The 24415-nt window shown below is 70.2% G+C and carries 19 protein-coding genes; 9 read left to right on the forward strand and 10 right to left on the reverse strand.

Annotation, left to right across the window (positions count from 1 at the left end; all coding sequences use genetic code 11):
- Positions 1-9: 9 nt before the first annotated feature.
- Entirely contained in the window at positions 10-1089 is a 1080-nt protein-coding gene (locus tag BLW81_RS04185; protein WP_083410311.1) for an NAD(P)H-dependent amine dehydrogenase family protein, read from the reverse strand.
- A 237-nt stretch (positions 1090-1326) separates the two neighbouring features.
- Between BLW81_RS04185 and BLW81_RS04190 the strand changes: the two genes are divergently transcribed.
- Entirely contained in the window at positions 1327-3192 is a 1866-nt protein-coding gene (locus tag BLW81_RS04190) for an acyl-CoA dehydrogenase (protein WP_083406121.1), read from the forward strand.
- Between the two features lie 67 nt (positions 3193-3259).
- Here BLW81_RS04190 and BLW81_RS04195 read toward each other — a convergent pair whose 3' ends face one another.
- The 3 genes from BLW81_RS04195 to BLW81_RS04205 form a co-directional block, all read right to left on the reverse strand.
- The gene (locus BLW81_RS04195) at positions 3260-3907 is read right to left on the reverse strand and encodes a response regulator transcription factor (protein WP_083406122.1); all 648 of its coding nucleotides are present in this window, start codon (positions 3905-3907) and stop codon (positions 3260-3262) included.
- A complete protein-coding gene (locus BLW81_RS04200) occupies positions 3904-5184 on the reverse strand; it encodes a sensor histidine kinase (RefSeq protein WP_083410312.1) in 1281 nt (426 codons plus the stop codon). The genes BLW81_RS04195 and BLW81_RS04200 overlap by 4 nt, the downstream gene beginning before the upstream one ends.
- Positions 5185-5418: 234 nt before the next feature.
- On the reverse strand, positions 5419-6342 hold the full coding sequence (locus BLW81_RS04205; protein WP_157897580.1) for a TIGR03564 family F420-dependent LLM class oxidoreductase: 924 nt from the start codon (positions 6340-6342) through the stop codon (positions 5419-5421).
- Between BLW81_RS04205 and BLW81_RS04210 the strand changes: the two genes are divergently transcribed.
- A complete protein-coding gene (locus tag BLW81_RS04210) occupies positions 6341-7492 on the forward strand; it encodes a TDT family transporter (protein WP_235632168.1) in 1152 nt (383 codons plus the stop codon). The genes BLW81_RS04205 and BLW81_RS04210 overlap by 2 nt on opposite strands.
- Positions 7493-7613: 121 nt before the next feature.
- Here BLW81_RS04210 and BLW81_RS04215 read toward each other — a convergent pair whose 3' ends face one another.
- Complete coding sequence (locus BLW81_RS04215) at positions 7614-8912, reverse strand: acetyl-CoA C-acetyltransferase (protein WP_083406125.1); 1299 nt, start codon at positions 8910-8912, stop codon at positions 7614-7616.
- 45 nt (positions 8913-8957) lie between these two features.
- Here BLW81_RS04215 and BLW81_RS04220 point away from each other — a divergent pair, with 45 nt between their 5' ends.
- Positions 8958-10310, forward strand: coding sequence for a 3-oxoacyl-ACP reductase (locus BLW81_RS04220; RefSeq protein WP_083406126.1), 1353 nt, complete (start codon positions 8958-8960; stop codon positions 10308-10310).
- Between the two features lie 3 nt (positions 10311-10313).
- A complete protein-coding gene (locus BLW81_RS04225; RefSeq protein WP_083406127.1) occupies positions 10314-11162 on the forward strand; it encodes a MaoC/PaaZ C-terminal domain-containing protein in 849 nt (282 codons plus the stop codon).
- Between the two features lie 33 nt (positions 11163-11195).
- On the opposite strand, the gene BLW81_RS04230 is transcribed toward BLW81_RS04225, so the two are convergent.
- Genes BLW81_RS04230 through BLW81_RS04240 form a run of 3 tightly spaced genes read right to left on the reverse strand, consistent with a single transcriptional unit; the run spans position 11196 to position 13383 of the window.
- Positions 11196-11840 carry a TetR/AcrR family transcriptional regulator gene (locus BLW81_RS04230; protein ID WP_083406128.1) on the reverse strand — a complete coding sequence of 215 codons (645 nt, stop codon included), beginning with the start codon at positions 11838-11840 and terminating at the stop codon, positions 11196-11198.
- A gap of 59 nt (positions 11841-11899) precedes the next feature.
- The gene (locus BLW81_RS04235; RefSeq protein WP_235632169.1) at positions 11900-13078 is read right to left on the reverse strand and encodes a glycoside hydrolase family 3 N-terminal domain-containing protein; all 1179 of its coding nucleotides are present in this window, start codon (positions 13076-13078) and stop codon (positions 11900-11902) included.
- An 11-nt stretch (positions 13079-13089) separates the two neighbouring features.
- Positions 13090-13383 carry a hypothetical protein gene (locus BLW81_RS04240; RefSeq protein WP_157897581.1) on the reverse strand — a complete coding sequence of 98 codons (294 nt, stop codon included), beginning with the start codon at positions 13381-13383 and terminating at the stop codon, positions 13090-13092.
- Between the two features lie 23 nt (positions 13384-13406).
- Here BLW81_RS04240 and BLW81_RS04245 point away from each other — a divergent pair, with 23 nt between their 5' ends.
- Together BLW81_RS04245 and BLW81_RS04250 are read left to right on the forward strand one after the other, a co-directional pair.
- Complete coding sequence (locus tag BLW81_RS04245) at positions 13407-13580, forward strand: DUF2613 domain-containing protein (protein ID WP_069412649.1); 174 nt, start codon at positions 13407-13409, stop codon at positions 13578-13580.
- A 25-nt stretch (positions 13581-13605) separates the two neighbouring features.
- Positions 13606-17814, forward strand: a complete 4209-nt coding sequence (locus BLW81_RS04250; protein ID WP_235632170.1) for an alpha-(1->3)-arabinofuranosyltransferase — start codon at positions 13606-13608, stop codon at positions 17812-17814.
- Here BLW81_RS04250 and BLW81_RS04255 read toward each other — a convergent pair.
- The gene (locus BLW81_RS04255; protein WP_083406131.1) at positions 17807-19402 is read right to left on the reverse strand and encodes an MFS transporter; all 1596 of its coding nucleotides are present in this window, start codon (positions 19400-19402) and stop codon (positions 17807-17809) included. The two genes, BLW81_RS04250 and BLW81_RS04255, sit on opposite strands and share 8 nt — an antisense overlap.
- Before the next feature lie 61 nt (positions 19403-19463).
- Here BLW81_RS04255 and BLW81_RS04260 point away from each other — a divergent pair, with 61 nt between their 5' ends.
- Positions 19464-20441 carry a phosphotriesterase family protein gene (locus tag BLW81_RS04260; RefSeq protein ID WP_083406132.1) on the forward strand — a complete coding sequence of 326 codons (978 nt, stop codon included), beginning with the start codon at positions 19464-19466 and terminating at the stop codon, positions 20439-20441.
- A gap of 1 nt (position 20442) precedes the next feature.
- The gene (locus BLW81_RS04265) at positions 20443-21909 is read left to right on the forward strand and encodes an AMP-binding protein (RefSeq protein ID WP_083406133.1); all 1467 of its coding nucleotides are present in this window, start codon (positions 20443-20445) and stop codon (positions 21907-21909) included.
- Here BLW81_RS04265 and BLW81_RS04270 read toward each other — a convergent pair.
- Entirely contained in the window at positions 21878-22999 is a 1122-nt protein-coding gene (locus BLW81_RS04270) for an acyltransferase family protein (RefSeq protein WP_083410314.1), read from the reverse strand. The genes BLW81_RS04265 and BLW81_RS04270 overlap by 32 nt on opposite strands.
- 211 nt (positions 23000-23210) lie before the next feature.
- Here BLW81_RS04270 and BLW81_RS04275 point away from each other — a divergent pair, with 211 nt between their 5' ends.
- Positions 23211-24407, forward strand: a complete 1197-nt coding sequence (locus tag BLW81_RS04275) for a cell envelope lipid trafficking protein PgfA (protein WP_083406134.1) — start codon at positions 23211-23213, stop codon at positions 24405-24407.
- Positions 24408-24415 lie beyond the last annotated feature (8 nt).

A 24415-nucleotide genomic window follows, 5' to 3' on the forward strand; every position in this document is an offset into this window, starting at 1 on the left:
GGAGCCGGTTCAGGCCCAACGCTGTGCCTGGACCTCCGGCGGCAGCGTCGTCTGCAACGGCACGTCGAGCCCGTCGTAGATACCGGGCTTCTGCTCGGCCAGCCAGGCCAGCGCGCCGAGCAGTCGGTTGGCCGCGGTGGCGTTGCCGCCGTCGGCGCGGGTGCCGCCGGGCACGTCGGCGCGGGTGGTGATGGTCAGCTGCGGATCGCCGTCGATGATCACGCGGTGGTCGCCCACGCCCTCGTCGGGATAGGGCCAGTCCGGCGCGCAGGACGCGTGGATGCGGGTGATGTGGTCGATGACGATGCGGTCGCGGCCTCCGGAGCGGCCGATGACCTTGAGCCAGAACGCCCCCTGGGTGCCCTTCTCGAAGCGCCCCATGACGGTGTCGACCGATTCCTCGAGCGGCCGCCGCTCGACCTCCTCGGCGATCTCGTCGATCTCGATGCCCAGCCCGCGGCCGACCAGTCGAATGTTGCCGCCCCACACCATGGTCGGGATCGACGGCAGCAGCATCATCGGGGTCTCGTCCATCGAGCCGCCGAAACCGCAGGACACCTTGACCGCGAACGGCTGGTTGTAGGTCGAGTAGTCGAAGATCTCCTGGCAGTGGATGGTCTTGATCCGGGTGCACAGCCCGGCGGCGATCACCGCCAGCGCGTCGTTGCCCCATCCGGGGTCGACACCGCTGACCAGCAGCGTGGCCGAGCCCGCCTCGGCGGCCGCGGTGAGCCGGTCGACCCAGTCCTGGGGCGCCGAGCGCGGGTCGTAGAGCGAGTACAGCGACGGCGTCACCACATGCTTGCCGGCGCTCAGGCAGCGTTCGATGTCGGCGACCGCCTCGTCGGGGCGGATGTCGCCCGACGCCATGTAGGCGACGGCGTCACAGGCCGCGAGTGCGGCGTCGATGTCGGTGGTGGCGGTGACGCCTGTTTGCGCCTCGAGGCCGGCGAACGACGCGGCGTCGCGGCCCGCCTTGTCGGGCGTCGAGGTGATGACTCCGGCCAGTTGCAACCCCGGAAAAGCCACCGTCGAGCGGATGGCCGTGGCACCCATGTTTCCGGTTCCCCAGACCGTTACGCGCAGCATCGCCACACCCTAACCGGGGCGGCGTGACGATTCTCACATCACCGGGAAATCCCCGGTCAGACACGTGTCAACTGCACCTTTGGCATCCCCGACCAACCACCTGGTCAGGGCGGCCGCGGGAATTGCCCGCGGGGGGTTTGAGTTGAAGTTACTGATGGGTATAGTCCGACACAGTTACTGGTGGGTAACTTAACCCGAGTACCCAACCGTAAGTGGCTATCTCACCGAGGAGGAACCGTGAGCCACTATAAGAGCAACGTACGTGACCAGGTGTTCAACCTGTTCGAGGTGCTGCGCCTCGACCAGGCGCTGGGTACGGGTGAGTACAGCGACCTCGACGCCGACACGGCCCGCGAGATGCTTTCCGAGATGGCCCGGCTGGCCGAGGGCCCGATCGCCGAGTCGTTCGTCGAGGGCGACCGCAACCCGCCGGTTTTCGATCCCGAGACGCACTCGGTGACGCTGCCGGAGGCGTTCAAGAAGTCGGTGCACGCCTGCATCGAGGGCGGCTGGGACAAGGTCGGCCTCGACGAGGACCTCGGCGGCGTGCCGGCCCCCAAGGCGATGCTGTGGGCGCTCAACGAGCACATCCTCGGCGCCAACCCCGCCGTGTGGATGTACGCCGGTGGCGCCGCGTTCGCGCAGATCTTCGCGCACAACGCGACCGAGGAGCAGAAGAAGTGGGCCGTGCTGGCCGCCGAGCGCGGCTGGGGCTCCACCATGGTGCTCACCGAGCCCGACGCCGGTTCTGACGTCGGCGCCGGCCGCACCAAGGCCGTCCAGCAGGACGACGGCTCCTGGCACATCGAAGGCGTCAAGCGGTTCATCACCTCGGCCGACTCCGACGACCTGTTCGAGAACATCTTCCACCTGGTGCTGGCCCGCCCCGAGGGCGCAGGCCCGGGCACCAAGGGACTGTCGCTGTTCTTCGTGCCGAAGTTCCACTTCGACCCGGAGACCGGTGAGCTCGGCGAGCGCAACGGCGTCTTCGTCACCAACGTCGAGCACAAGATGGGCCTGAAGGTCTCGGCCACCTGTGAGCTGACCTTCGGCCAGCACGGCGTTCCCGCCAAGGGCTGGCTGGTCGGCGAGGTGCACAACGGCATCGCGCAGATGTTCGACGTCATCGAGCAGGCCCGAATGATGGTGGGCACCAAGGCCATCGCCACCCTGTCGACCGGCTACCTCAACGCGCTGGAATACGCCAAGGAGCGCGTCCAGGGCGCCGACATGACCCAGATGACCGACAAGACCGCGCCGCGCGTCACGATTACGCACCACCCCGACGTGCGTCGTTCGCTGATGACCCAGAAGTCCTACGCCGAGGGTCTGCGCGCGCTGTACCTGTACACCGCGACGTTCCAGGACTCGGCGGTCGCCAAGGCGCTGCACGACGTGGACGCCGACCTGGCCGTGCGGGTCAACGACCTGATGCTGCCGATCGTCAAGGGTGTGGGCTCCGAGCAGGCGTACGCCAAGCTCACCGAGAGCCTGCAGACCTTCGGTGGGTCCGGCTTCCTGCAGGACTACCCGATCGAGCAGTACATCCGCGACGCCAAGATCGACTCGCTGTACGAGGGCACCACCGCGATCCAGGCGCAGGACTTCTTCTTCCGCAAGATCGTGCGGGACAAGGGTCAGGCGCTGGCGTACGTGGCCGGCCAGATCGAGCAGTTCGTCAAGAGCGAGTCGGGCAACGGCCGGCTCAAGGCCGAGCGTGCGCTGCTGGCCACCGCTCTGGAGGACGTGCAGGCCATGGCCGCGTCGCTGACCGGCTACCTGATGGCGGCGCAGGAGAACCCGGCCGAGCTGTACAAGGTCGGCCTGGGCTCGGTGCGCTTCCTGATGAGCGTCGGCGACCTGGTGATCGGCTGGCTGCTGCAGCAGCAGGCCGCCGTGGCGATCGGCGCGCTCGACGCCGGAGCCGGCGCGCCGGCGACATCCGGCAGTGGCGCCAGCGGCGACGACCGGTCCTTCTACGAGGGCAAGGTCGCGGTGGCCTCGTTCTTCGCGAAGAACTTCCTGCCGCTGCTGACCAGCACCCGCTCGGTGATCGAGAATCTCGACAACGACGTGATGGAACTCGACGAAGCGGCCTTCTAGTCCCCTCTTAGCCGCTTCCGACCAAACCGCCCCCGGTCTCTTCCCGGGGGCGGTTTGCGTTGCGGTGCTAGGAGTTCAGGTACGTGACCACGGCCAGGACCCGCCGGTGGTGCGCCTGCGAGGGCGGCAGGTCGAGCTTGGTGAAGATCGCCGACACGTGCTTCTCGACCGCCCGCTCGGTGATCGAGAGATGCCGCGCCAGACCGCTGTTCGAGTGGCCTTCGGCCATCAGCGCCAGCACCTCCCGCTCGCGCGGGGTGAGCCGGTCCAGCACCGTGGACGTCTGCCGCCGTCCGATCAATTGGCGGACCACCTCCGGGTCGAGTGCCGTCCCGCCGTCGGCGACCCGCCGCAGCGCGTCGTCGAACTCGCCGATATCGGTCACGCGGTCCTTCAACAGATAGCCGACACCCTCCGGCGCGCCGGCGAGAAGCTCGGCGGCATAACGGGTTTCCACCCACTGGGAGAACACCAGCACACCCACCGACGGATGCGAGCGACGCAGCGACACCGCGGCCACCAGACCCTCGTCGGTGAACGTCGGCGGCATCCGGATGTCGATGACCGCGACGTCGGGCGTGAGTTCGTCGACGGCGTGCAGCAGTTCCTCGGCCGTGCCGACCTTGGCGACGACGTCGTGGCCGCGCTCGGCGAGCAGTTGCGCCAGCCCGTCGCGCAGGATCGCGTTGTCCTCGGCGATGACGATCCGGATCACCGGTCTGACCCCGGCGGCACGGACACGGTGACCACCGTCGGGCCGCCATCCGGACTGTCCACGGTCAGCTGTCCGTCGAGCATCGCCAACCGGTCCCGCAGACCCGTCAGGCCTGATCCGGTGCCGACCTGAACCCCGCCGGAACCGTTGTCCTGCACGACGATCCGCAGTTCGGCGGGATCGCTGCGGATGGTCACCGTCGCGTGGTCGGCCCCGGAGTGCCGCGACACGTTGGCCAGCAGCTCGGCCACGCAGAAGTACGCCATCGTCTCCACGCCCAGCGACGGCCGCACCGCGAGGTCGACCGACACCTCGACCGGTAGCGGGTTGCGCGCCGCCAGCGTCGCGACCGCCGCCTCGAGACCGAGATCCAGTGCGGGCGGCCGGATCCCACGCACGATCTCGCGCAGCTCGGTCAGCGTGTCCTTGGTGTTGGCGAGCGCATCCGAGACCAGGGTGCGGGCGCGGCCGACGTCGGAGGCGGCGAAGTGCTCCTCGGCGCGGGCCAGCGCCATCGCCACGGTGATCAGCCGCGCCTGGGTGCCGTCGTGCAGATCCCGCTCGACCTGCTGCAGCGTGGCGGCCGACGCGTCGATCACGTCGGCGCGGGCCTTCTCGAGTTGGCCGACGCGGCGGTCGCGGTCGCTGGCGCCGAGCAGGCTTCGCGCCATCCACACGTCGAACCGGCTGGCGGCCAGCATCAGCCAACCCGTCGCGTACAGCCCGGCCACGCCGGCGAGGGACAGCAGCAGGTAGATCGGCAACGAGTCGATGGGCTCGCCGATCGTGATGAACGCCTGGCCGGTCACCAGAAACACCAGCGGCGAGGCGACGGCCGACGCGCACACCACGACCGCCAGGATCAGGCCGTACCCGACGGGTGTCATCACGACCGAGTGCAGCGCGACGAACCCGAGGCTGCGCCAGCCGACGCCGTCCGTGAGCGCGGCGGCGACGGTCTGCAACCGGCCCGGTGGTCGCGCGAACGGCGGCGGCGCCTCGATCTCGGCACCGGTCAGTCGGGCCAGCGACCGATAGAGCCGGTTCCACGCCCGGCCGCTCATCACCACCAGGGCCAGCAGCGGGATGCCGATCAGCGTCGCCAGCAGCAGCCCCGACGCCAGTCCCGCCGCGAACAGGAAGGCGACGCCGACCACCGCCAGCGCGCTGGCCAGCAGGAAGTACAGGTAGGTGCGCCAGGCCTCGCGGCGCAGGGGTTGCGAAAGCGTTCGGGTCCAGTCGGATTCGGCCATCAGGGTTGTCGTCACGGCATCCATCGTGGAGTCGGTCGGCGGTTCGATCGATCGTGGTGCCCGGTCAATCGGCGGTGTGGCCAGCCCCACCGTGCGCCGGACAAAAAAGGGCGGGTTCGGGAGGGCAGATAGGTGCGTCTCATCAGTACGCGCGGTCGGCTTTCAACCCTTGCCGACTCTTTGGATAGGCCACTCCCGAACCCGTCGTGCGCTCGATCGTACGCCGGTGATCTAGAACACACCAGCCCGATTTTCGGATCAGGAATCTTTCGATCGCAGCAGCGCACGGGTGCGGGCGCGGGTCTCGGGATCGGCATCGAAAACGCTGGCCACGAACTCGTCGACGCCGGACGCGCTGAGCTCGTCGAGCCGTTGGGCGACGGTGTCCTCGTCGCCGATGATCGCCGCGTCCTCGGGTCCGGCGAACCCCTCCCGGTCGAGCATCGCCCGGTAGGACGGCAGCGTGCCATACACCCCGAAGCTCTCGGCGGCCTGCTTGCGCGCGCCGTCGACGTCGTCGGTCACGCTCACCGGCAGCGACGCCGCCACCCGCACGTCGCCCGCGGAGCGGACCGCTTCGACCGCGGCGTCGCGCAGTGCCGGCACGATGTGGCCGGCCAGCGTCTTGGGTCCGGTCATCCACGTGAGCGTGCCCTTGGTGCGGCGGCCCGCCAGCCGCAGCATTTGCGGCCCGAGCGCCGCGAGGTAGACGTCGGCCGGTGGGGCGGTCACCTGCAGCGCGCCACGGGCGGTCCAGAACTCCCCTGCCGCGTCGGCGGGCTCCCCGGCCAGCAGCGGTTGCAGCGCGTCGAGGTACTCACGCATCTGGCGCACCGGCCGGTCCCACGGAACACCCCACACCCCCTCGGTGACCATGCGGTGGCTCATGCCGATGCCGAGCGTGAACCGCCCACCGCTGATGAGGTTGAGCGTCAGCGCGCGCTGCGCGAGCTGCCACGGGTGCTGGGCCTGGATCGGGATCACGCCCGAGCCGATCTCGAGCCCGTCGACCTCGCGGAACGCGATGCCGAGCATCGTCGGCAGGTCCGCGTCGAACGGCAGTTGGGCCAGCCAGATGCGGCGGAAACCTTCGTCACGCAGGTCCGCGAGGGTGCCGACCAGCGTGTCGACCGGCGACGGCTCGTGAGGATTCAGACCGACGATGCTCAGGCTCGTTTGCATGCTTACATACTGGGCCATGGCCACCGACGCCGCGTCAACGGAACTCGCCCGGCTGCAGCACCTCGGGCCGAACTGGTTCGCGTCGGTGATGGGCACCGGCATCGTCGCGACGGCCGGCGCCACGCTGCCGGTGAATGTGCCTGGACTGCACGTCTTTTCGCGGGTGGTCTGGGTGTTCGCGGCGGTGCTGCTGGTGGTGCTGTCGGTCGCGGTGTCGGTGCAGCGGATCCGGCACCCGGTGGCCGCGCGCAGCCACGCCCGCAATCCGCAGATGACCCACTTCTACGGCGCGGCGCCGATGGCGCTGCTGACCGTCGCGGCGGGCGCGCTGCTGATCGGCAAGGACCTGATCGGCGAGCGGGTGGCCGTCGATCTGGCCTGGGTGCTGTGGACCGCGGGCACGATCGGCGGGCTGTTCACCGCGGCGACCATTCCGTTCCTGATGTTCACCCAACTCAACGTCGAACCCGACGCCGCGTTCGGCGGTTGGCTGATGCCGGTGGTGCCGCCGATGGTGTCGGCCGCCGCCGGCGCGCTGCTGATCCCCCACATGGCGCCGGGCACCGGCCGCGCCACGATGCTTTACGGCTGCTACGCGATGTTCGGGCTCTCGCTGATGGCGGCGCTGATCATCATCACGATGATCTGGAGCAGGCTCGCGCTGTACGGCACGTCGGGCACCGCCCGGGTGCCGACGCTGTGGATCGTGCTGGGCCCGCTCGGCCAGGGCATCACGGCGGCGGGTCTGCTCGGCGCGCACGCCGCGCTGGCCGTGCCGCCCGAACTGGCCGACGCGATGAACGTGTTCGCGGTGCTGTTCGGGGTGCCGGTGTGGGGTTTCGCGGTGCTGTGGATCGTGCTGGCCACCGAGTTGACCGTGCGCACGCTGCGCCGCGGCATGCCGTTCGCGTTGACGTGGTGGAGCCTGACGTTCCCGGTCGGCACGTTCGTCACGGGCACCACCCAGCTGGCCAAGCACACCGGGCTGCCGGCGTTCGAGGTCGCCGCCGCGATCGCCTACGTCGGGCTGCTCGGCACGTGGACGCTGGTGGCGGTGCGCACGGCGCGCGGCAGCCTCGGCGGCGCGCTGTTCGCCCCGCCCGCTGCGGGCCCGGTCAAGGCGAAGAAAGATCCGCCGCCGGGGGCGTGAACGTCAAGAGCCCCGCACTGCCGCCGGGTCGGGGGGTCAGACGGCAGTACGGAGCTATCCCGTTTATCGACGTCGTTTCCGCGAGCGTTACAACCGTCGGCACAAATCTTTTCCGCAGGCGTCAGGCCTCGAGGATTGCTGCCACGCCCTGCCCGCCCGCCGCGCAGATCGAGATCAGCCCGCGCACCGGCTGGCCGCTGTCCTTGCGCTTCTCGGCGAGCTGCTTGGCCAGCTGCGCGACGATGCGCCCGCCGGTGGCGGCGAACGGATGCCCGGCGGCCAGCGAGGAGCCGTTGACGTTGAGCTTGGACCGGTCGATCGAGCCGAGCGCCTGGTCCAGGCCGAGGCGCTCCTTGCAGTACTCCTCGGACTCCCACGCCTGCAGGTGCGCGAGCACCACCGACGCGAACGCCTCGTGGATCTCGTAGAAGTCGAAGTCCTGCAGGCTCAACCCGTTGCGGGCGAGCAGCCGGGGCACCGCGTAGGTGGGCGCCATCAGCAGCCCGTCGCGGCCGTTGACGTAGTCGACCGCGGCGGTCTCGGCGTCGACGAAGTACGCCAGCGGCTCGATGCCGTGCGCCGATGCCCACTCCTCGGTCGCCAGCAGCGACACCGAGGCGCCGTCGGTCAGCGGGGTCGAGTTGCCCGCGGTCATCGTGGCGTCGCCGTTCTTGACGCCGAACACCGGCTTGAGCTTGGCGAGTTTCTCCGCCGACGAGTCCGCGCGCAGGTTGTTGTCGCGGTAGACGCCGAGGAACGGGGTGACCAGGTCGTCGAAGAAGCCGCGGTCGTAGGCGGCGCTCATGTTGCGGTGGCTGGCGGCGGCCAGCTCGTCCTGGTCGACGCGCTTGATGCCCATCTCCTTAGCGGTGACCGCGGCGTGCTCGCCCATCGACATGCCGGTGCGCGGCTCGCTGTTGACCGGGATCTGGATGCCGAGGGAGGCGGGCAGCTTGCCGACCAGTTTGAGCCGGTCGACGTTGGACTTGGACCGGCGCAGCCCGAGCAGCGTGCGGCGCAGGTCGTCGCCGAGCGCGATCGGCGCGTCGGAGGCGGTGTCCACCCCGCCCGCGGCCGCGACCTCGTAACGACCCGCGGCGATGCCGTCGGCCGCGGCGATCGTGGCCTGCAGGCCGGTGCCGCACGCCTGCTGGATGTCGAAGGCCGGGGTGTACGACGACAGCGCGCTGCCGAGCACGCACTCGCGGATCAGGTTGAAGTCGCGGCTGTGCTTGAGCACGGCCCCGCCGATCACCGCGCCCAGCGTCTCGCCCGCCAGGTTGTAGCGGTCGACGAGACCGCCCAGCGCGGCGGTGAACATGTCCTGGTTGGACGCGTTGGCGTAGGCGCCGTCGGAGCGTGCGAACGGAATTCTGTTGCCACCGAGGATCGCGACGCGTCGCTGGGTATCACAAGCCATGACCCCATAGTACCCACTCTTCTTACTCTGGAGTAAGTTCTTCCCATGGCATCCGATCTGTACTCGCAACTCGTTCACTCGGCGCCCGGATCGTTCCTCGCCAAGCAGCTCGGCATCCCGCAGCCCGAGACGCTGCGCCGCTACCGCCCCGGCGACCAGCCGTTGGCGGGCACGCTGCTCATCGGCGGGGAGGGCCGGCTCGTCGAACCGCTGCGCACCGCGCTGGCCGAGGACTACGACGTGGTCTCCGACAACCTCGGCGGCCGCTGGGCCGACTCGTTCGGCGGGCTGGTGTACGACGCCACCGGCATCACCGACCCGGCCGGGCTCAAGGGCCTCTACAAGTTCTTCACCCCGCTGCTGCGCAACCTCGGGCCGTCCGGGCGCATCGTCGTCATCGGCACGATCCCGGAGGAGGCAGGCAGCGAACACGAGCGGATCGCGCAGCGCGCGCTGGAGGGCTTCACCCGCTCGCTGGGCAAGGAGATGCGCCGCGGGGCGACGGTGAACCTGGTGTACCTGTCGGCGGCGGCCAAACCCGCCGCGACGGGCCTGGAGTCCACGATGCGGTTCCTGCTGTCGGGCAAGTCGGCCTACGTCGACGGGCAGGTGTTCCGGATCGGCGCGGACGACTCGGCGCCGCCCGCGGACTGGGACCGGCCGCTGGAGGGCAAGGTTGCGATCGTGACCGGCGCCGCCCGTGGGATCGGCGCGACGATCGCCGAGGTGTTCAGCCGCGACGGGGCGAAGGTGGTGTGCATCGACGTCGAGGGTGCCGCCGACGCGCTGGGCCAGACGGCTTCCAAGGTCGGCGGGACCGCACTGACGCTCGACGTCACCGCCGACGACGCCGTCGACAAGATCACCGCGCACCTGCGTGAGGTGCATGACGGCAAGGCCGACATCCTCGTCAACAACGCGGGCATCACCCGCGACAAGTTGCTCGCCAACATGGACGAGGGCCGCTGGGACTCGGTCGTCGCGGTGAATCTCGTTGCGCCGCTTGCCCTTGCCGAGGGGCTGGTGAGCAGCGGCGTGCTCGGCGAGGGCGGCCGCGTGGTCGGGCTGTCGTCGATGGCCGGCATCGCGGGCAACCGCGGGCAGACCAACTACGCCGCCACCAAGGCCGGCATGATCGGGCTGACCGACACGCTGGCCGAGGTCTACGCCGACAAGGGCATCACGGTCAACGCGGTGGCGCCCGGTTTCATCGAGACCAAGATGACCGAAGCGATCCCGCTGGCCACCCGCGAGGTGGGCCGCCGGCTGAACTCGCTGTACCAGGGCGGCCAACCGGTCGACGTCGCCGAGACCATCGCGTACTTCGCCAGTCCCGCGTCCAACGCCGTCACCGGCAACACGGTGCGGGTGTGCGGCCAGGCGTGGCTGGGGGCGTGACACATGGCTGAGGCGCAACCGTCGGGCTTGATGAACCTGGTGCGCGCGGCCGCGGGTGCATTGCCCTTCGTGCCGCGCGGTGAGACGCTGCCGGAGCGCACGCTCACCGTCGACGAGTTGAGCATCGACCCGGCCAACGTGGCGGCCTACGCGGCGGTGACCGGGCTGCAGTTCGGCGACACCGTGCCGCTGACGTATCCGTTCGCGCTGACGTTCCCGACGCTGATGTCGTTGGTCACCGGGTTCGACTTCCCGTTCGCCGCAATGGGTTCGGTGCACATCGAGAACCACATCACCCAGTACCGGCCGATCGCGGTGACCGACACCGTCTCGGTGAAGGTGCACGCCGAGAACCTGCGTGAGCACCGGAAAGGTCTACTGGTCGACATCCTCACCGATGTCAGCGTCGGTAACGAGCTGGCGTGGCACCAAGTGACGACGTTTCTGCATCAGCAGCGCACCAGCCTGTCCGACGAGCCCAAGCCGCCGCCGCAGAAACAGCCCAAACTCGGTCCGCCGAATGCGGTGCTGCGCATCACGCCCGGTCAGATCAAGCACTACGCGTCGGTCGGCGGGGACCACAACCCGATCCACACCAATTCGGTGGCGGCCAAGCTGTTCGGCTTCCCGACCGTGATCGCGCACGGAATGTTCAGTGCGGCAGCGGTTCTGGCCAACATCGAAGGGCAGCTGCCCGGCGCGGTGAAGTACTCGGTGAAGTTCGCCAAACCCGTGGTGCTGCCGGCGTCGGCCGGCCTCTACGTCGACCGCGTCGCCGACGGCTGGGACCTGACGCTGCGGCACCTCAAGAAGGGTGACCCGCACCTGTTCGGCACCGTCCGCGCGCTGTAGGTAATCCCGTCGAGTCTGCGTTCAGGGCGTCGGCTACTCGGACAAGTGCGCCGTCGCCGCAGAGTGAACGGACCCGTCGGCGTGCTCGGCCGGGGTGCCCTTGAGGCCGCGCCAGAACAAGTTGATCATCAGCTCGGCGGCCTCGTTGACGTCGGCGTCGCCGGTGGACACCCGGCTGGCCACCGCCTCGCCGGCGCCCACCAGCGCGACGGCCATCATGTCGAAGTCGGTGTCGGGCTCGGGATTACGCGTTCCCGACCGCAGCAGCCTGCCGACCAGGTCGATGATCCGCTCACGACCTTCGCGCACCGTGTGCGCGAACGCCTGCGAACTGGTGGCCTGGCTGTAGAGCACCATCCACGACGCCCGATTCGCGTCGATGTAGTTCAGAAACGCCAGAACGGCGTTGCGCAGCAGGTCCTTCGGGCTCTGCTTGAAGTCGATCCGGCTGCGCACGTCGTCGACGAAGCGGCCGAGCTCACGGTCCAGGCACGCCGCGAACAACTCCTCCTTGGAGCCGTAGTACAGATACAGCATCGGTTTGGAGATCTGCGCCTGCGCGGCGATCGCGTCCATCGACGTCTCGTGGTAGCCGTTGACAGAGAAGATCTGCACCGCGGCGTCCAGCATCTGCTGCTCACGCACGGCGCGCGGCAACCGCTTGGTACCTCCGGCCATCCCACCAGGGTAAGCAATACCCGACCTCGCAGTCGTCAGCAGCGGGCGGCGGGTGGGAATCAGCAGCGCGGGTTGGGGCCCTTCATGCCGGCCAGCCGCAGCACCGACGCATCGACGCTCGACATCGACAGCTCACCGGCGTCGAGCGCCTGCTCCAAGCGGTCGAGCACCGCGGGCACCTCAGCCGTCGTCACCCATAAGGCGGTGTCGGCACCGGCCTGCAGACCGCGCAACGCCGCCTCCGCCACGCCGAACCGGTCCGAGATCGCCTGCATCGAGGAGATGTCGTCGGTGAAGATCGGGCCGTTGAACGGCGGGCCGCCGTAGTTGCCGGAGCGCAGCAGCGCATACGCCGCCGGGCTCAGGCTGGCCGGATCGCTGCCGGTCAGCCCGGGCACCTGCATGTGCCCGACCATCACCCCGACCGGCGCCTGGCTGGTCAGGGCCCGGTACGGCACCAGATCGGTCTGCTCCAACTCGGCCAGCGGCGGCGACGTCACGGCACCGGTGTGCGAGTCACCCGATCCGCGGCCGTGGCCGGGGAAGTGCTTGAGCACCGGCAGCACGCCGGCGGCGCGCAGGCCGCGCGCGTACGCGCCGGCGAAGTCGGTGACGACGGCCGGGTCCGAGCCGAAGGAGCGGTCGCCGATCACGGTGTCGTCGGGCGCGTCGGTGACGTCGACGACCGGCGCGAAATCGATCGTGATGCCCAGGTTGCGCATCGCCTGGCCGCGCCGCAGCGCGATGTCGTAGACCTGCTCGGGCGTGTTCGACTCGGCGAGCACCCGCGGGGCGGGCTGCGTGCCGATCACCGACGACAACCGCGAGACCCGGCCGCCCTCCTCGTCGACGCTGACCGCCAGCGGCAGTGGATTCGCCGAAGCGGCGATCTCGCCCAGCGGACCGCCGAGCATCGACAGGTCGGTCCAGCTGCCGATCATGATGCCGCCGACGTGATGGGTGTCGACGACGGCGCGGGCGTCGGCCGCATCGGCGACGCCGACCATCAGCAGCTGCGCGAGCTTGTCGCGCGTCGACATCGACGCCAGCAGCGCCTCACCGGTCCCGCACGCGGGCGCCGCCGGAACCGGCGCGGGAGCGTTCGGCGCCTCGGTGGCGGCCTTGGTCAGCGGCGCCGACGACGCGTCCGCCGCCGCGGTGTCCTGGTCGGCCGGCGCACAGGCCAGCAGGAGTCCGGCCGTGGTCACCAGTGCGCAGAGCGCTCGGGTTTTCGCCATGGGCCTCGACACTAATAGGAGCGGAAGCCTCGTTCTATCCCGCGGTCGTGGAGCCAGGTCCGCTCGCCGCGCGCCATGATCTCCTCGGCGTGCCGGCAGACCAGGTCGACGACGTCGGCGGCCGGGTCGGCGCCCAGCGCGCGGCGCAGCTCGTCGAACTGATCGGCGCCGACGGTCACCTCGTATTCGTAGCCGTCGAGGTGACCGCTGTCCTCGCCGGTGAACACCAGCGCGCCGTCGTCGTCGTAGCCGACCCACACCGAGCACGTATCCGTCCGCCAGAACCGGCGTTCATCTGCGGACATGGCCCGCATGCTACTTTTGCCGCATGGATCGGTTCCTCGTGCCTGCCGCGGCCAGCATCGTGGTCGGACTGCTGCTGGGCGCGGCGGCGATCTTCGGTGTGACGCTGATGGTGCAGCAGGACAACAGGCCTCCGCTGCAAGCGGGCGATCCGGCGTCATCGGTGCTCAACAGGGTCGAGTACGGCGACCGAAGCTGACTCCCCGGCCACCGGTTTCTCGCACGTGGGCCCGTCGCCCCTGCCCTCTGACGTCGAGACCGCTCCGCTGTCACGGCGCTGGCTGTGGGTCGCGGCGGCCGCGGCGCTGCTGCTGACGTTCGCCCAGTCGCCGGGGCAGATTTCACCGGACACCAAGCTCGACCTGACCGCGAACCCGCTGAACTTCCTCGCGCGCGCGTTCAACCTGTGGAACAGCGAACTGCCGTTCGGCCAGGCGCAGAACCAGGCTTACGGCTACCTGTTCCCGCACGGCGCCTTCTTCCTGCTCGGTGACGTCGTCGGATTGCCCGGCTGGGTGACGCAGCGGCTGTGGTGGGCGCTGCTGCTGGTCGTCGGCTTCTGGGGTGTGCTGCGGGTCGCCGAGGCGCTCGGCATCGGCAGCAGGCCCTCGCGCGTCATCGCCGCGGCGGCCTACGCGCTGTCCCCGCGGGTGCTGACCACGATCGGCGCGATCTCCTCGGAGACGCTGCCGATGATGCTGGCGCCGTGGGTGCTGCTGCCGGTGATCCTCGTGCTGCGGGGCGACCCCCGGGTGCGGCTGCTGGCCGCGCGCTCGGCGGTGGCGATCGCGCTGATGGGCGCTGTCAACGCGGTCGCGACGCTGACCGGCTGCCTGGCCGCGGCGATCTGGCTGGCGTGTCACCGGCCGACGAGGACCTGGTGGCGCTTCACCGCGTGGTGGGCGCTGTGCATCGCGCTGGCGGTGACGTGGTGGGTGATCGCGCTGGTGCTGCTGGGCCGCATCAGCCCGCCGTTCCTCGACTTCATCGAGTCCTCCGGCGTCACCACGCAGTGGATGTCGCTGACCGAGATGCTGCGCGGCACTCACGCCTGGACGCCGTTCGTCGCGCCGAACGCGACCGCGGGGGCGTCGCTGGTGACGACGTCGGTGGCCGTGCTGGCCACCACGCTGGTCGCGGCCGCCGGGCTGGCCGGGCTCGCGATGCGCAACATGCCGTACCGGGGCCGGCTGATCACGATCCTGCTGATCGGTGTCGCGCTACTGGCCGCCGGCTACTCGGGCGGCCTGGGCTCCCCGATCGCCCAGCAGGTCCAGACGTTCCTCGACGCGGCGGGGACACCGCTGCGCAACCTGCACAAGCTCGACCCGCTGCTGCGCCTTCCGCTGGCGCTCGGGTTGGCCCACCTGCTCGGTCGCCTCCCGCTGCCGGGCGGCGCGCCGCGCGAGCAGTGGGTGAGTGCGCTGGCGCATCCGGAGCGCGACAAGCGCATCGCCGTCGGGGTCGTCGTGCTCGTCGCGCTGACCGCCGCCAGTTCCTTGGCGTGGACCGGACGCCTCACTCCGCCAGGCGCTTTCGACGCGATCCCGCAGTACTGGCACGACGCCGCGGCCTGGCTCGACGAGCACAACACCGAGGGCCGGGTGCTCGTCGCGCCCGGAGCGCCGTTCGCCACCCAGGTGTGGGGCAACAGCCACGACGAACCGCTCCAGGTGCTCGGCAGCAGTCCCTGGGGTGTGCGCGACTCGATTCCGCTGACCCCGCCGCAGACCATCCGGGCACTGGACTCGGTGCAGCGCCTGTTCGCCGCCGGGCGCCCCTCCGACGGGCTGGCCGAAACCCTTGCCCGTCAAGGTATTTCGTATGTCGTGGTGCGCAACGACCTGGACCCGGATGCGTCGCGGTCGGCGCGGCCGCTGCTGGTGCACCGCACGGTCGACAACTCGCCGGGTCTGGAGGAGGTCGCCGAGTTCGGTGATCCCGTCGGGCCCGGCACGCTGGCCGGTTTCATCGCCGACAGCGGGTTGCGGCCGCGGTATCCGGCCGTCGAGATCTACCGGGTGACCGCGACGACGCCGGTGGGGCCGTACCTCGTCGACACCGACCGGATGGCGCGCGTCGACGGTGCCCCCGAGGCGCTGCTGCGGCTCGACGAACGCCGTCGGCTGCTGGGCCAACCGCCGCTGGGCCCGATGCTGCTGACCGGCGACGCCGAACGCGCCGGCGTGCCGGCCCCGCTGGTCACCGTCACCGACACCCCGTTGGCACGCGAGACCGACTACGGCCGCGTCGACGACCACTCCTCGGCGATCCGCACCCCCGACGACCCACGGCACACCCACAACCGCGTCCTCGACTATCCCGCTCCCGGAACCGATCTGGTGTACGGCCAGTGGAACGGCGGACGCATCTCGGTGTCCAGTTCGGCCGCGGACTCCACCGCGCTGCCCAACGTGGCACCGGCGACCGGGCCCGCCGCCGCGATCGACGCCGACCCGTCGACGAGCTGGGTGTCCAACGCGCTGCAGGCGGCGATCGGCCAGTGGCTGCAGGTCGACTTCGACCATCCGGTCACCAACGCGACGATCACGGTCACGCCCAGCGCCACCGCGGTCGGCGCGCAGATCCGCCGGCTGGAGATCTCCACCGTCAACGGCACCAGCACGTTGCGTTTCGACGAGGCCGGTAAACCGCTGACCGCAGCTCTGCCGTACGGCGAGTCGCCGTGGGTGCGGGTCACCGCGGTCGCGACCAGCGACGGCTCCCCCGGTGTGCAGTTCGGGCTCACCGATATTGCCGTCACCCAGTACGACGCGAACGGGTTCGCCCACCCGGTCAATCTCCGGCACACCGTCTCGGTCCCCGGCCCACCACCGAATTCGGCAGTGGCGCAATGGGATCTGGGTTCCGAACTGCAGGGCCGGACCGGCTGCGCGGAAAGCCCCACCGGAACCCGGTGCGCGGCGACGATGGCGCTGTCGCCCGAGGAGCCGGTCAACCTGAGCCGGACACTGACCGTGCCGGCACCGATCGCGGTGACGCCGACCGTGTGGGTGCGCGCTCGCCAGGGTCCCCGGCTCGCCGACCTGATCGCCGCCCCGGGTGCGGCCCGCGCGTTCGGCGACGCCGACCCGATCGACGTGCTCGGTTCGGCCTACGCCGCCGCGGACGGCGACCCCGGCACGGCGTGGACCGCGCCGCAGCGCGTCGTGCAGCACCGCATCCCGCCGACGCTGACCCTCAAGCTGCCGCGCCCGACCGAGGTGTCCGGGCTGCGGGTGACGCCGAGTTCAAGTGCGCTGCCGGCACATCCGACGATGGTGACCGTCGACTTGGGCGACGGCCCGCAGACCCGTCGGGTGGCCCGCGACGCCGGGGCGCAGACCCTCGAACTCAAGCCGCGGGTCACCGACACGGTGACGGTGTCACTCCTGGGTTGGGACGACGTCATCGACCGCACGTCGCTCGGGTTCGATCAGCTCAAGCCGCCGGGCCTGGCCGAGGTGACCGCGATCGACGGCAGCGGCACCCCGATCGCGGCGGCCGACGCGGACCGCAACCGCGACCGGCGCATCGAATTGCCCTGCGGCCGCGGGCCGGTCATCGGCATCGCGGGGCAGTTCGTGCAGACCTCGCTGAGCGCCACCGTCGGCGACCTGCTCGACGGTGTGCCGGTGGCCGCCCGCCCGTGCCGGACGGAGCCGATCGTGCTGCCCGCCGGTCAGCAGGAGCTGGTGATCAGCCCCGGTGACACGTTCTTCGTCGACGGCGCGCAGCTGGCCGGCCCACAGGCACGTCAGATCACCCCGGCGCCAACGGTTCCCGCGCAGACCGGTGCCTGGGGCTCCGACCGGCGGGAGGTGACCGTCGAGCGGTCCGATGCGTCGCGGGTGCTGGTCGTGCCCGAGAGCATCAACCCCGGCTGGGTTGCGCGCGACGCCGACGGCACGGCCCTGACCGCGATCACCGTCAACGGCTGGCAGCAGGGCTGGCTGCTGCCGCCGGGAACCGAGGGCCCGGTCACGCTGACCTTCCCGTCGAACACTCCCTACCGGGCCGGGTTGATCGGCGGGTTGGCGTTGCTGCCGGTGCTGTTCGCGTTGGCGTTCGTCCCGGCGCGCCGACGGCAGGCGCCCGTCGTGCCGACGCCGGCGTGGCGTCCGCATCCGGTCGCTGCCGCCGCCGCGGTGCTGGGCGTGGGAGCGATCGTGTCCGGGGTGGCCGGCGTCGTGGTGACCGCTGCGGTGCTGGGGCTGCGCCACCTGTTGCGTCGTCGCGAGAAACGGTGCGAGGCGGTCACTGTCGGGTTGGCCGCGGGCGGGTTGATCCTCGCCGGGGCGGTCCTGAGCCAGAGTCCGTGGCGGTCGGTCGACGGATACGTCGGCCACTCCTGGGGCGTGCAGCTGCTGGCGCTCATCTCGCTGGCCGCCGTCGCGGCGTCGGCGGTGCCGGGGCGCGACCGGCTCAGTTGACCGCGATCAGGTGCTGCAGCGTCGGCTCGCCGGTGACGAACTTGTCGACGGCCTGCTCGGCGAGGAGGTCCTGGCCGGTCTGACGGATGACGTGCTGGCGTAGGTGCTCGCCCCACGACCGCACGATGAACGCCTCGACGAACGTGTTGGGCTGCTCGCCGCTGCGGAACAGCCGCCACTGCGCCGCGCCGGTGCGCTGCCGCGAACGCCCGACCCGCGCCATCGCCGCGATGAAGCCCGCCTCGTCCTCGGGCTCGACGCGGTAGGACTTGAGCACCACGACGGGCCCGTCGGGCGGTTCGGGCTCGAACACCAGCGCCGGTTCACCCCAGTGCGCCGACACCTCCACGTCGAGATCGCCGGTGCCCGGGTGCAGCGGCCACCACAGCAGCGACACCGCGCAGCCCGCCAACAGCGCCGCGCTGATCAGCAGCGCCGCCACGCTGCCCGCGCCCTCGGCGATCAGACCCCACACCAGCGACCCGACCGCCTGCCCGCCCATGAACACCAGCTGATAGACCGACAGGCCGCGGGCCCGCACCCACGCGGGCAGGCTCAGCTGCAGCGACGCGTTCAACGTCGACAGGGTCAACAGCCATGACAACCCGCCGATCACCAGCGCGGCCAGCACCACCCCGAAGATCGGCACCACCGCGAGCACGACGGTCGCGACGGCGAATCCGCCCGCGCCCACCAACAGCAGCACGTTGCGCCCGAACGTGGACTGCAACCGCGACAGCACCGTCGCCCCGCACACCGCACCCACCCCCAGCGCACCGAGCAGCATGCCGTAACCGGCCGACGACAGGTGCAGCTGCCGGTCGGCGATCACCGCCAGCAACCCCCACAGCGCGCTGCCCGGCGCGATGAACAGCAACGCGCGCAACAGGATCCGTCGCACCACCGGCGAGCTGCGGATGTAGCGCTGGCCCGCGCTGAGCGCCGCCAGCGGCCGCTCGGTCGGCAGCACGCGTTCCTCCGCCGGGCGCCGCCAGCCGACCAGCACCACGACGATGCCCACGAACGACACCGCGTTCAGCGCGAACACCAGCGTCGGCCCCGACAACGACACCAGCACACCCGCGACCGCCGGGCCGATCGCCCGTGCACCGTTCATGCTCATGCTGGTCAGCGCCGCCGCGGCCGGAATCTGGTCGCGGGGAACGAGTTCCGGCTGAATCGCCTGCCACGCCGGAGCTGTCAGCGCCTGACCGCACCCGATCAGGAACAACAACGTGAGCAGCAGCGCCGGCGTCGCCACCCCGACACCGGTCAGCACCGCCAGCAGCGACACACCGGCCGCCATCGCGGCCTGGGTGGCGATCAGTAACCGGCGGCGGTCGACGAGATCGGCCAACACCCCGGACGGCAGCGCCAGCAACATGACCGGCAACGCGGTCGCGGTCTGCACCAGCGGCACCAGCACCGCGGCACCAGGATCGCCGACGAGCATCCACTGCGCGCCGACGGTCTGCATCCAGGTGCCCAGGTTGGACACGAACTGCGCGATCCACAGGGCGCGGTACACCGGCGACGCGAACGGCGCCCAGGCGGACGGCACCGCGCGATCACGGGTGGGTGCTGCCATGTGTGCTCCTGTACCCGAATTACACAGACAATCGGCCGGCTCCGGTCCTAGCATCGGCCGGGTGCCGACGATCAACACCGCCCGCGGGGCGATCGACACCGCAGACCTCGGTGTCACGCTCATGCATGAGCACGTCTTCATCATGTCGACCGAGGTCATCGAGAACCACCCGCAGGGGTGGGGTGACGAGGAGCGGCGGATCGCCGACGCCATCGACCGGCTCAACGAGCTCAAGTCGCGCGGCGTCGACACGATCGTCGACCTGACGGTCATCGGCCTGGGCCGTTATCTGCCCCGCATCGCCAGAATCGCGGCGGCCACCGAACTGAACATCGTGGTGGCCACCGGCCTGTACACCTACAACGATGTGCCGATGCACTTCCACTTCCGCGGGCCCGGCACCGCGCTCGGCGGCCCGGAGTTCATGACCGAGATGTTCGTCCGCGACATCGAGGAAGGTTTCGCTGACACCGATATCCGGGCGGCGATCCTCAAGTGCGCCACCGACGAGCCCGGCGTCACGCCCGGTGTCGAACGGGTGCTGCGCGCGGTCGCGGCCGCGCACCGGCAGACCGGCGTGCCGATCTCCACCCACACCCACGCCGCCAGCCGCCGCGGCCTCGAACAACAGCGCATCTTCGCCGACGAGGGCGTCGACCTGACCCGCGTCGTCATCGGGCACTCCGGCGACACCACCGACATCGGGTACCTCGAGGAGCTCATCGCCGGCGGCTCCTACCTCGGGATGGACCGGTTCGGGGTGGACGCCTACCTGGGTTTCGAGGACCGGGTGAACACGGTCGCGACGATGTGCGAACGCGGCCACGCCGACAAGATGGTGCTATCCCATGACGCCTCATGCTATTTCGATGCGCTGCCGGAGGAGACGCTGCACGTGGCGATGCCGAACTGGCACTACCTGCACATCCACAACGACGTCATCCCCGCTCTCAAGGCGCGCGGCGTCACCGACGAACAGTTGACCACGATGCTGGTCGACAACCCACGCCGGATCTTCGAGGCACGGGGCGGGTACTGACATGACCGAACCGACCCCGCCGATCAGCACCCAGATCTCGCGACTCGCCGCGGCCGCCCCCGACGCGCCGGCGGCCACCTGCGAGGGGGTGACCATCACCCGCGGCGAACTCGACGCGTCGACCAACCGGCTGGCCCGCGCCTACGCCGAACTCGGTGTGCGACAGGGCGATTACGTGACGGTCGTGCTGCCCAACTCGATCGAGTGGGTGCAGGCGGTGGTGGCCACCTGGAAACTGGGTGCGGTACCGCAACCGCTGTCACCGCGGCTGCCCGACGCCGAACTGGCCGCGCTGCTCGACCTGCGGCCCCGCGCGCTGGTGGTCGGCCGCGACGACCCGACCGGCCGGACTCCCAGTGTGCCAGCGGGTTTCGCGCCCGACCCGGCACTGCCTGATGCGGGCCTGCCGGAGAAGGTGTCGCCGGTGTTCAAGGCGATGGCCTCCGGTGGCAGCACCGGACGGCCGAAGCTCATCGAGGCGGGCGGCGACAGCCGTTTCCCCGCGCTGGCGGGGTATCCGCTGGGCGCGCAGGAGGGCGACGTGAACCTGCTCTCGGTGCCGTTGAGCCACAACACCGGCTTCACCACGTTCGCGATCGGCCTGGTGCAGGGCCATCACCTGGTGCTGATGCCGCGCTTCGAACCGCACGAGTTCCTGCGGCTGGTCACCGAACACCGCGTCACGTTCCTCGCCACGGTGCCGACGATCATGCAGCGCCTGCTGCCGGTGTACCGCGCCGACCCGGACGCCTACGACCTGTCGTCGATCCGCCGGTTCTGGCACCTGGCCGCGCCGTGCCCGCCGGCGATCAAACGGGCGTGGATCGACCTGCTGGCGCCGGAAGCGGTGTGGGAACTGTACGGCGGCACCGAATTACAGGCGTTGACGTTCATCTCCGGTGAACAGTGGCTGGCGCACCCGGGATCGGTCGGCGTGGTGGTGGCCGGTGAGATGAAGGTGCTCGACGACGACGGCAACGAATGCCCGCCGGGTGTGGTCGGCGAGATCTACATGCGGCCCTCGCCGGGCAGCGCGCCCACCTACCGCTACGTCGGCGCCACCGCGAAGTCGCGCGACGGCTGGGACTCGCTGGGCGATCTCGGCTACTTCGACGAGGACGGCTTCCTGTACCTCAACGACCGCCGCGTCGACATGTTCACCGTCGGCGGCCGCAACGTCTATCCCGCCGAGATCGAGTCCGCGCTCAGCGAGCACCCGCGGGTGCTGTCGTGTCTGGTGGTCGGCGTGCCCGACGAGGATCTCGGCCAGGTGCCGCACGCGCTGGTGCAGGCCGACGGTCTCGACGAGGCCGACGTCGTGGCGTTCCTGGCCGAGCGGCTCGAACGCTACAAGGTGCCGCGCACCGTCGAGTTCAGCGAGACGCCGCTGCGCGACGACGCGGGCAAGGCGCGCCGCTCGGCGGTGCGCGACGACGTCATCTCGAGATTGGCTCAGGCGCGTCGGTGACCGAGGAGTCCAGCGGCGGGACGGGCCGCTGGTGCCGGTACTCCCAGCGCCGCAGCGCCTGCCGGCACGGCTCCTCCACCAACGCGTAGCTGACCGCCGCGATCGCGAACCCGAACACCAGCGTCAGCGCCAGCACCACCGGCATGTTCCCGTTGAACGCGAACTGCCCGATCATCGGGAACACCATCGCCAACGCGGCCAGGTGCCAGATGAACAGCCCGTAGGACCAGCGGCCCAGCGTCACCATCGCGGTGCTGCCGAGGATGCGGTGCGGGGTGCCCGGGCGGTCGAGCACCAGCGGCGCGAGCAGCGCCCCCGCCACCACCGCGCCCATCGCGGTCTTGACGGTGACCTGGGTGATGCTGCCGAACTGCAGGCCCTCGTTGCCGGCCAGCGGGGAGGCGGCGACGCCAAACGCCGCCGCAGCGACCAGCCCCATCAGGATCGGCTGGCGGCCCAGCCGGTGCGCCCAGCCGACCCGCGTCACGGTCAGCTCGGCCAAGATCATGCCCGCGGCGAACCAGGAGAAGAACGCCGGCGGCCAGTTCCACAGGTTGTGCCCGGAGTCCGGGTCGAACGGGATGCGCACCCAGAACAGGCTGGCCACCGCGGCGGCCAGCAGGACCGGGATCCGCGCGCGCACCGGCACGCGGCGCACCAGCAGCGCCAGGAAGGGCAGCGCGATATAGAAGGCCACCTCGACCGACAGGCTCCACATCTGGGTCAGCCCGGCGGTCAGGGTGAGCGGCACATAGATCTGCGTCAGGGTCAGGTTGGCCAGCCAGACCGTCGCGTCGGCGCGGGCGTCGACCGCACCGGGCAGCAGCAGCAGGATCACGACGACCGCCACCAGGTAGCCGGGCAGGATGCGAACCAGGCGGGACCGCAGGTAGTGCCCAGTCGGCGGGATCGGGCGCAGCCCCCGCGCGGCCGCGGCGTGCCCGCGCCACAGCAGGAACCCCGACAGCGCGAAGAACACCGCGACGGCCAGGTCGAACCGCCCGAAGATACGGCCGGTGATGCCGCTGGAGTGCCCGGTCTGGAAGGCGACGTGGGTGACGACGACGCCGATGGCTGCGCACGCGCGCATGCCCTCGACGGCAGGCAGGAAGCTGCGGGTGCCTCCTACTGCGTCGTTGTCCACGTCCTTACCCGGCACGCCGACCAGTGTGCCGCGTTGGTGCAAAGCCGGTGATTAGCGGGTAGTCAGCGCGGGCGGCCCTGCAACTAAACGACTGCCTTAACTTGGGCTGTTAGGGTCAAACGGGTTTTTGGGTCCTGCAGGCTGAAGGAGGCACGGTTTGAACCGCGCAGTCGCGCTGCGTATCGCAGCGTGCGGGATCTTGGGGCTGGGCGCTGCCCTGTTGATCGCCGCGCTGTTGCTGTCCACCTACACCGAAGGCAAGATCGCCAAGATCCCGCTGGACCTCGACGCCACCCTCGTCAGCGACGGCACCGGCACCGCGTTCAACCCGGCGTCGCTCAACGAAGAGAAGTTCGTGGTGGACCGCGACGTGCCGATGGCGCTACAGGAGCAGGTCTCGGTGGAGTCCCCGTCGAACGCCGACGTGGTGACGCTTCAGGTCGGCAGTTCGCTGCGCCGCACCGACCAGCAGCAGGACAACGGCCTGCTGCTCGCGATGGTGGACACCGTGACCGTCAACCGCAGCACCGCCGAAGCGGTCTCCAGCGAGAGCAATCCCGGCGGCGCGGTGCAGAAGCCGCGGGCCATCGACGATGACAAGCCGCCGACCAACATCGCGCTGCCGCACGAGGGGCTGGCCTACCGGTTCCCGTTCCAGACCGAGAAGAAGACGTACTCGGTGTTCGATCCGATCGCGCAGAAGCCGTTCGACGCCAACTACGACGGTGAGGAAGACGTCAACGGGCTGACCACCTACAAGTTCAGCCAGGACGTCGGCTACGACTCCGACGGCAAGCTCGTCGAGCCGGTCAAGTACGCCTCGCTGTACGAGGACGACGCCGACGCCGAGGTGACCGCCCGCGCCGCGATGTGGGGTGTGCCCGGCGAACCCGACGAGTCGATCACCATGTCGCGCTACTACGCTGCGCAGCGCACCTTCTGGGTGGACCCGGTCTCGGGCACCATCGTCAAGAAGGAAGAGCACGGCTACCACTACTACGCACGCGAACCGCTCAAGCCCGAAGTGACGTTCGTCGACTACACGGTCACGTCCAACGAGGAGACCGTGGAGTCGCAGGTGGCCAGCGCCAGCGACGAGCGGGACCGGGTGGCGCTGTGGGGCCGCATCCTGCCGATCACGTTCACCGCGACGGGCCTGGTGCTGCTGGTCGGCGGCGCCCTGCTCGGATCGTTCAGCTTGCGCGCGGAGTCCGCGTTGATCGATCCCGGGCTCGACGAGGCCGATCACGGGTTCTTCGACACGCAGGGCATCAAGGTGCCCGGCGCCGAGGCCAAGACCGAGAAGCTGCCCACGCAGCGGCCGACCGACCTACCGCCGGACAGACCGGTCTGACCCGGCGG

It is taken from the genome of Mycolicibacterium rutilum (assembly GCF_900108565.1).
GTDB lineage: Bacteria > Actinomycetota > Actinomycetes > Mycobacteriales > Mycobacteriaceae > Mycobacterium > Mycobacterium rutilum.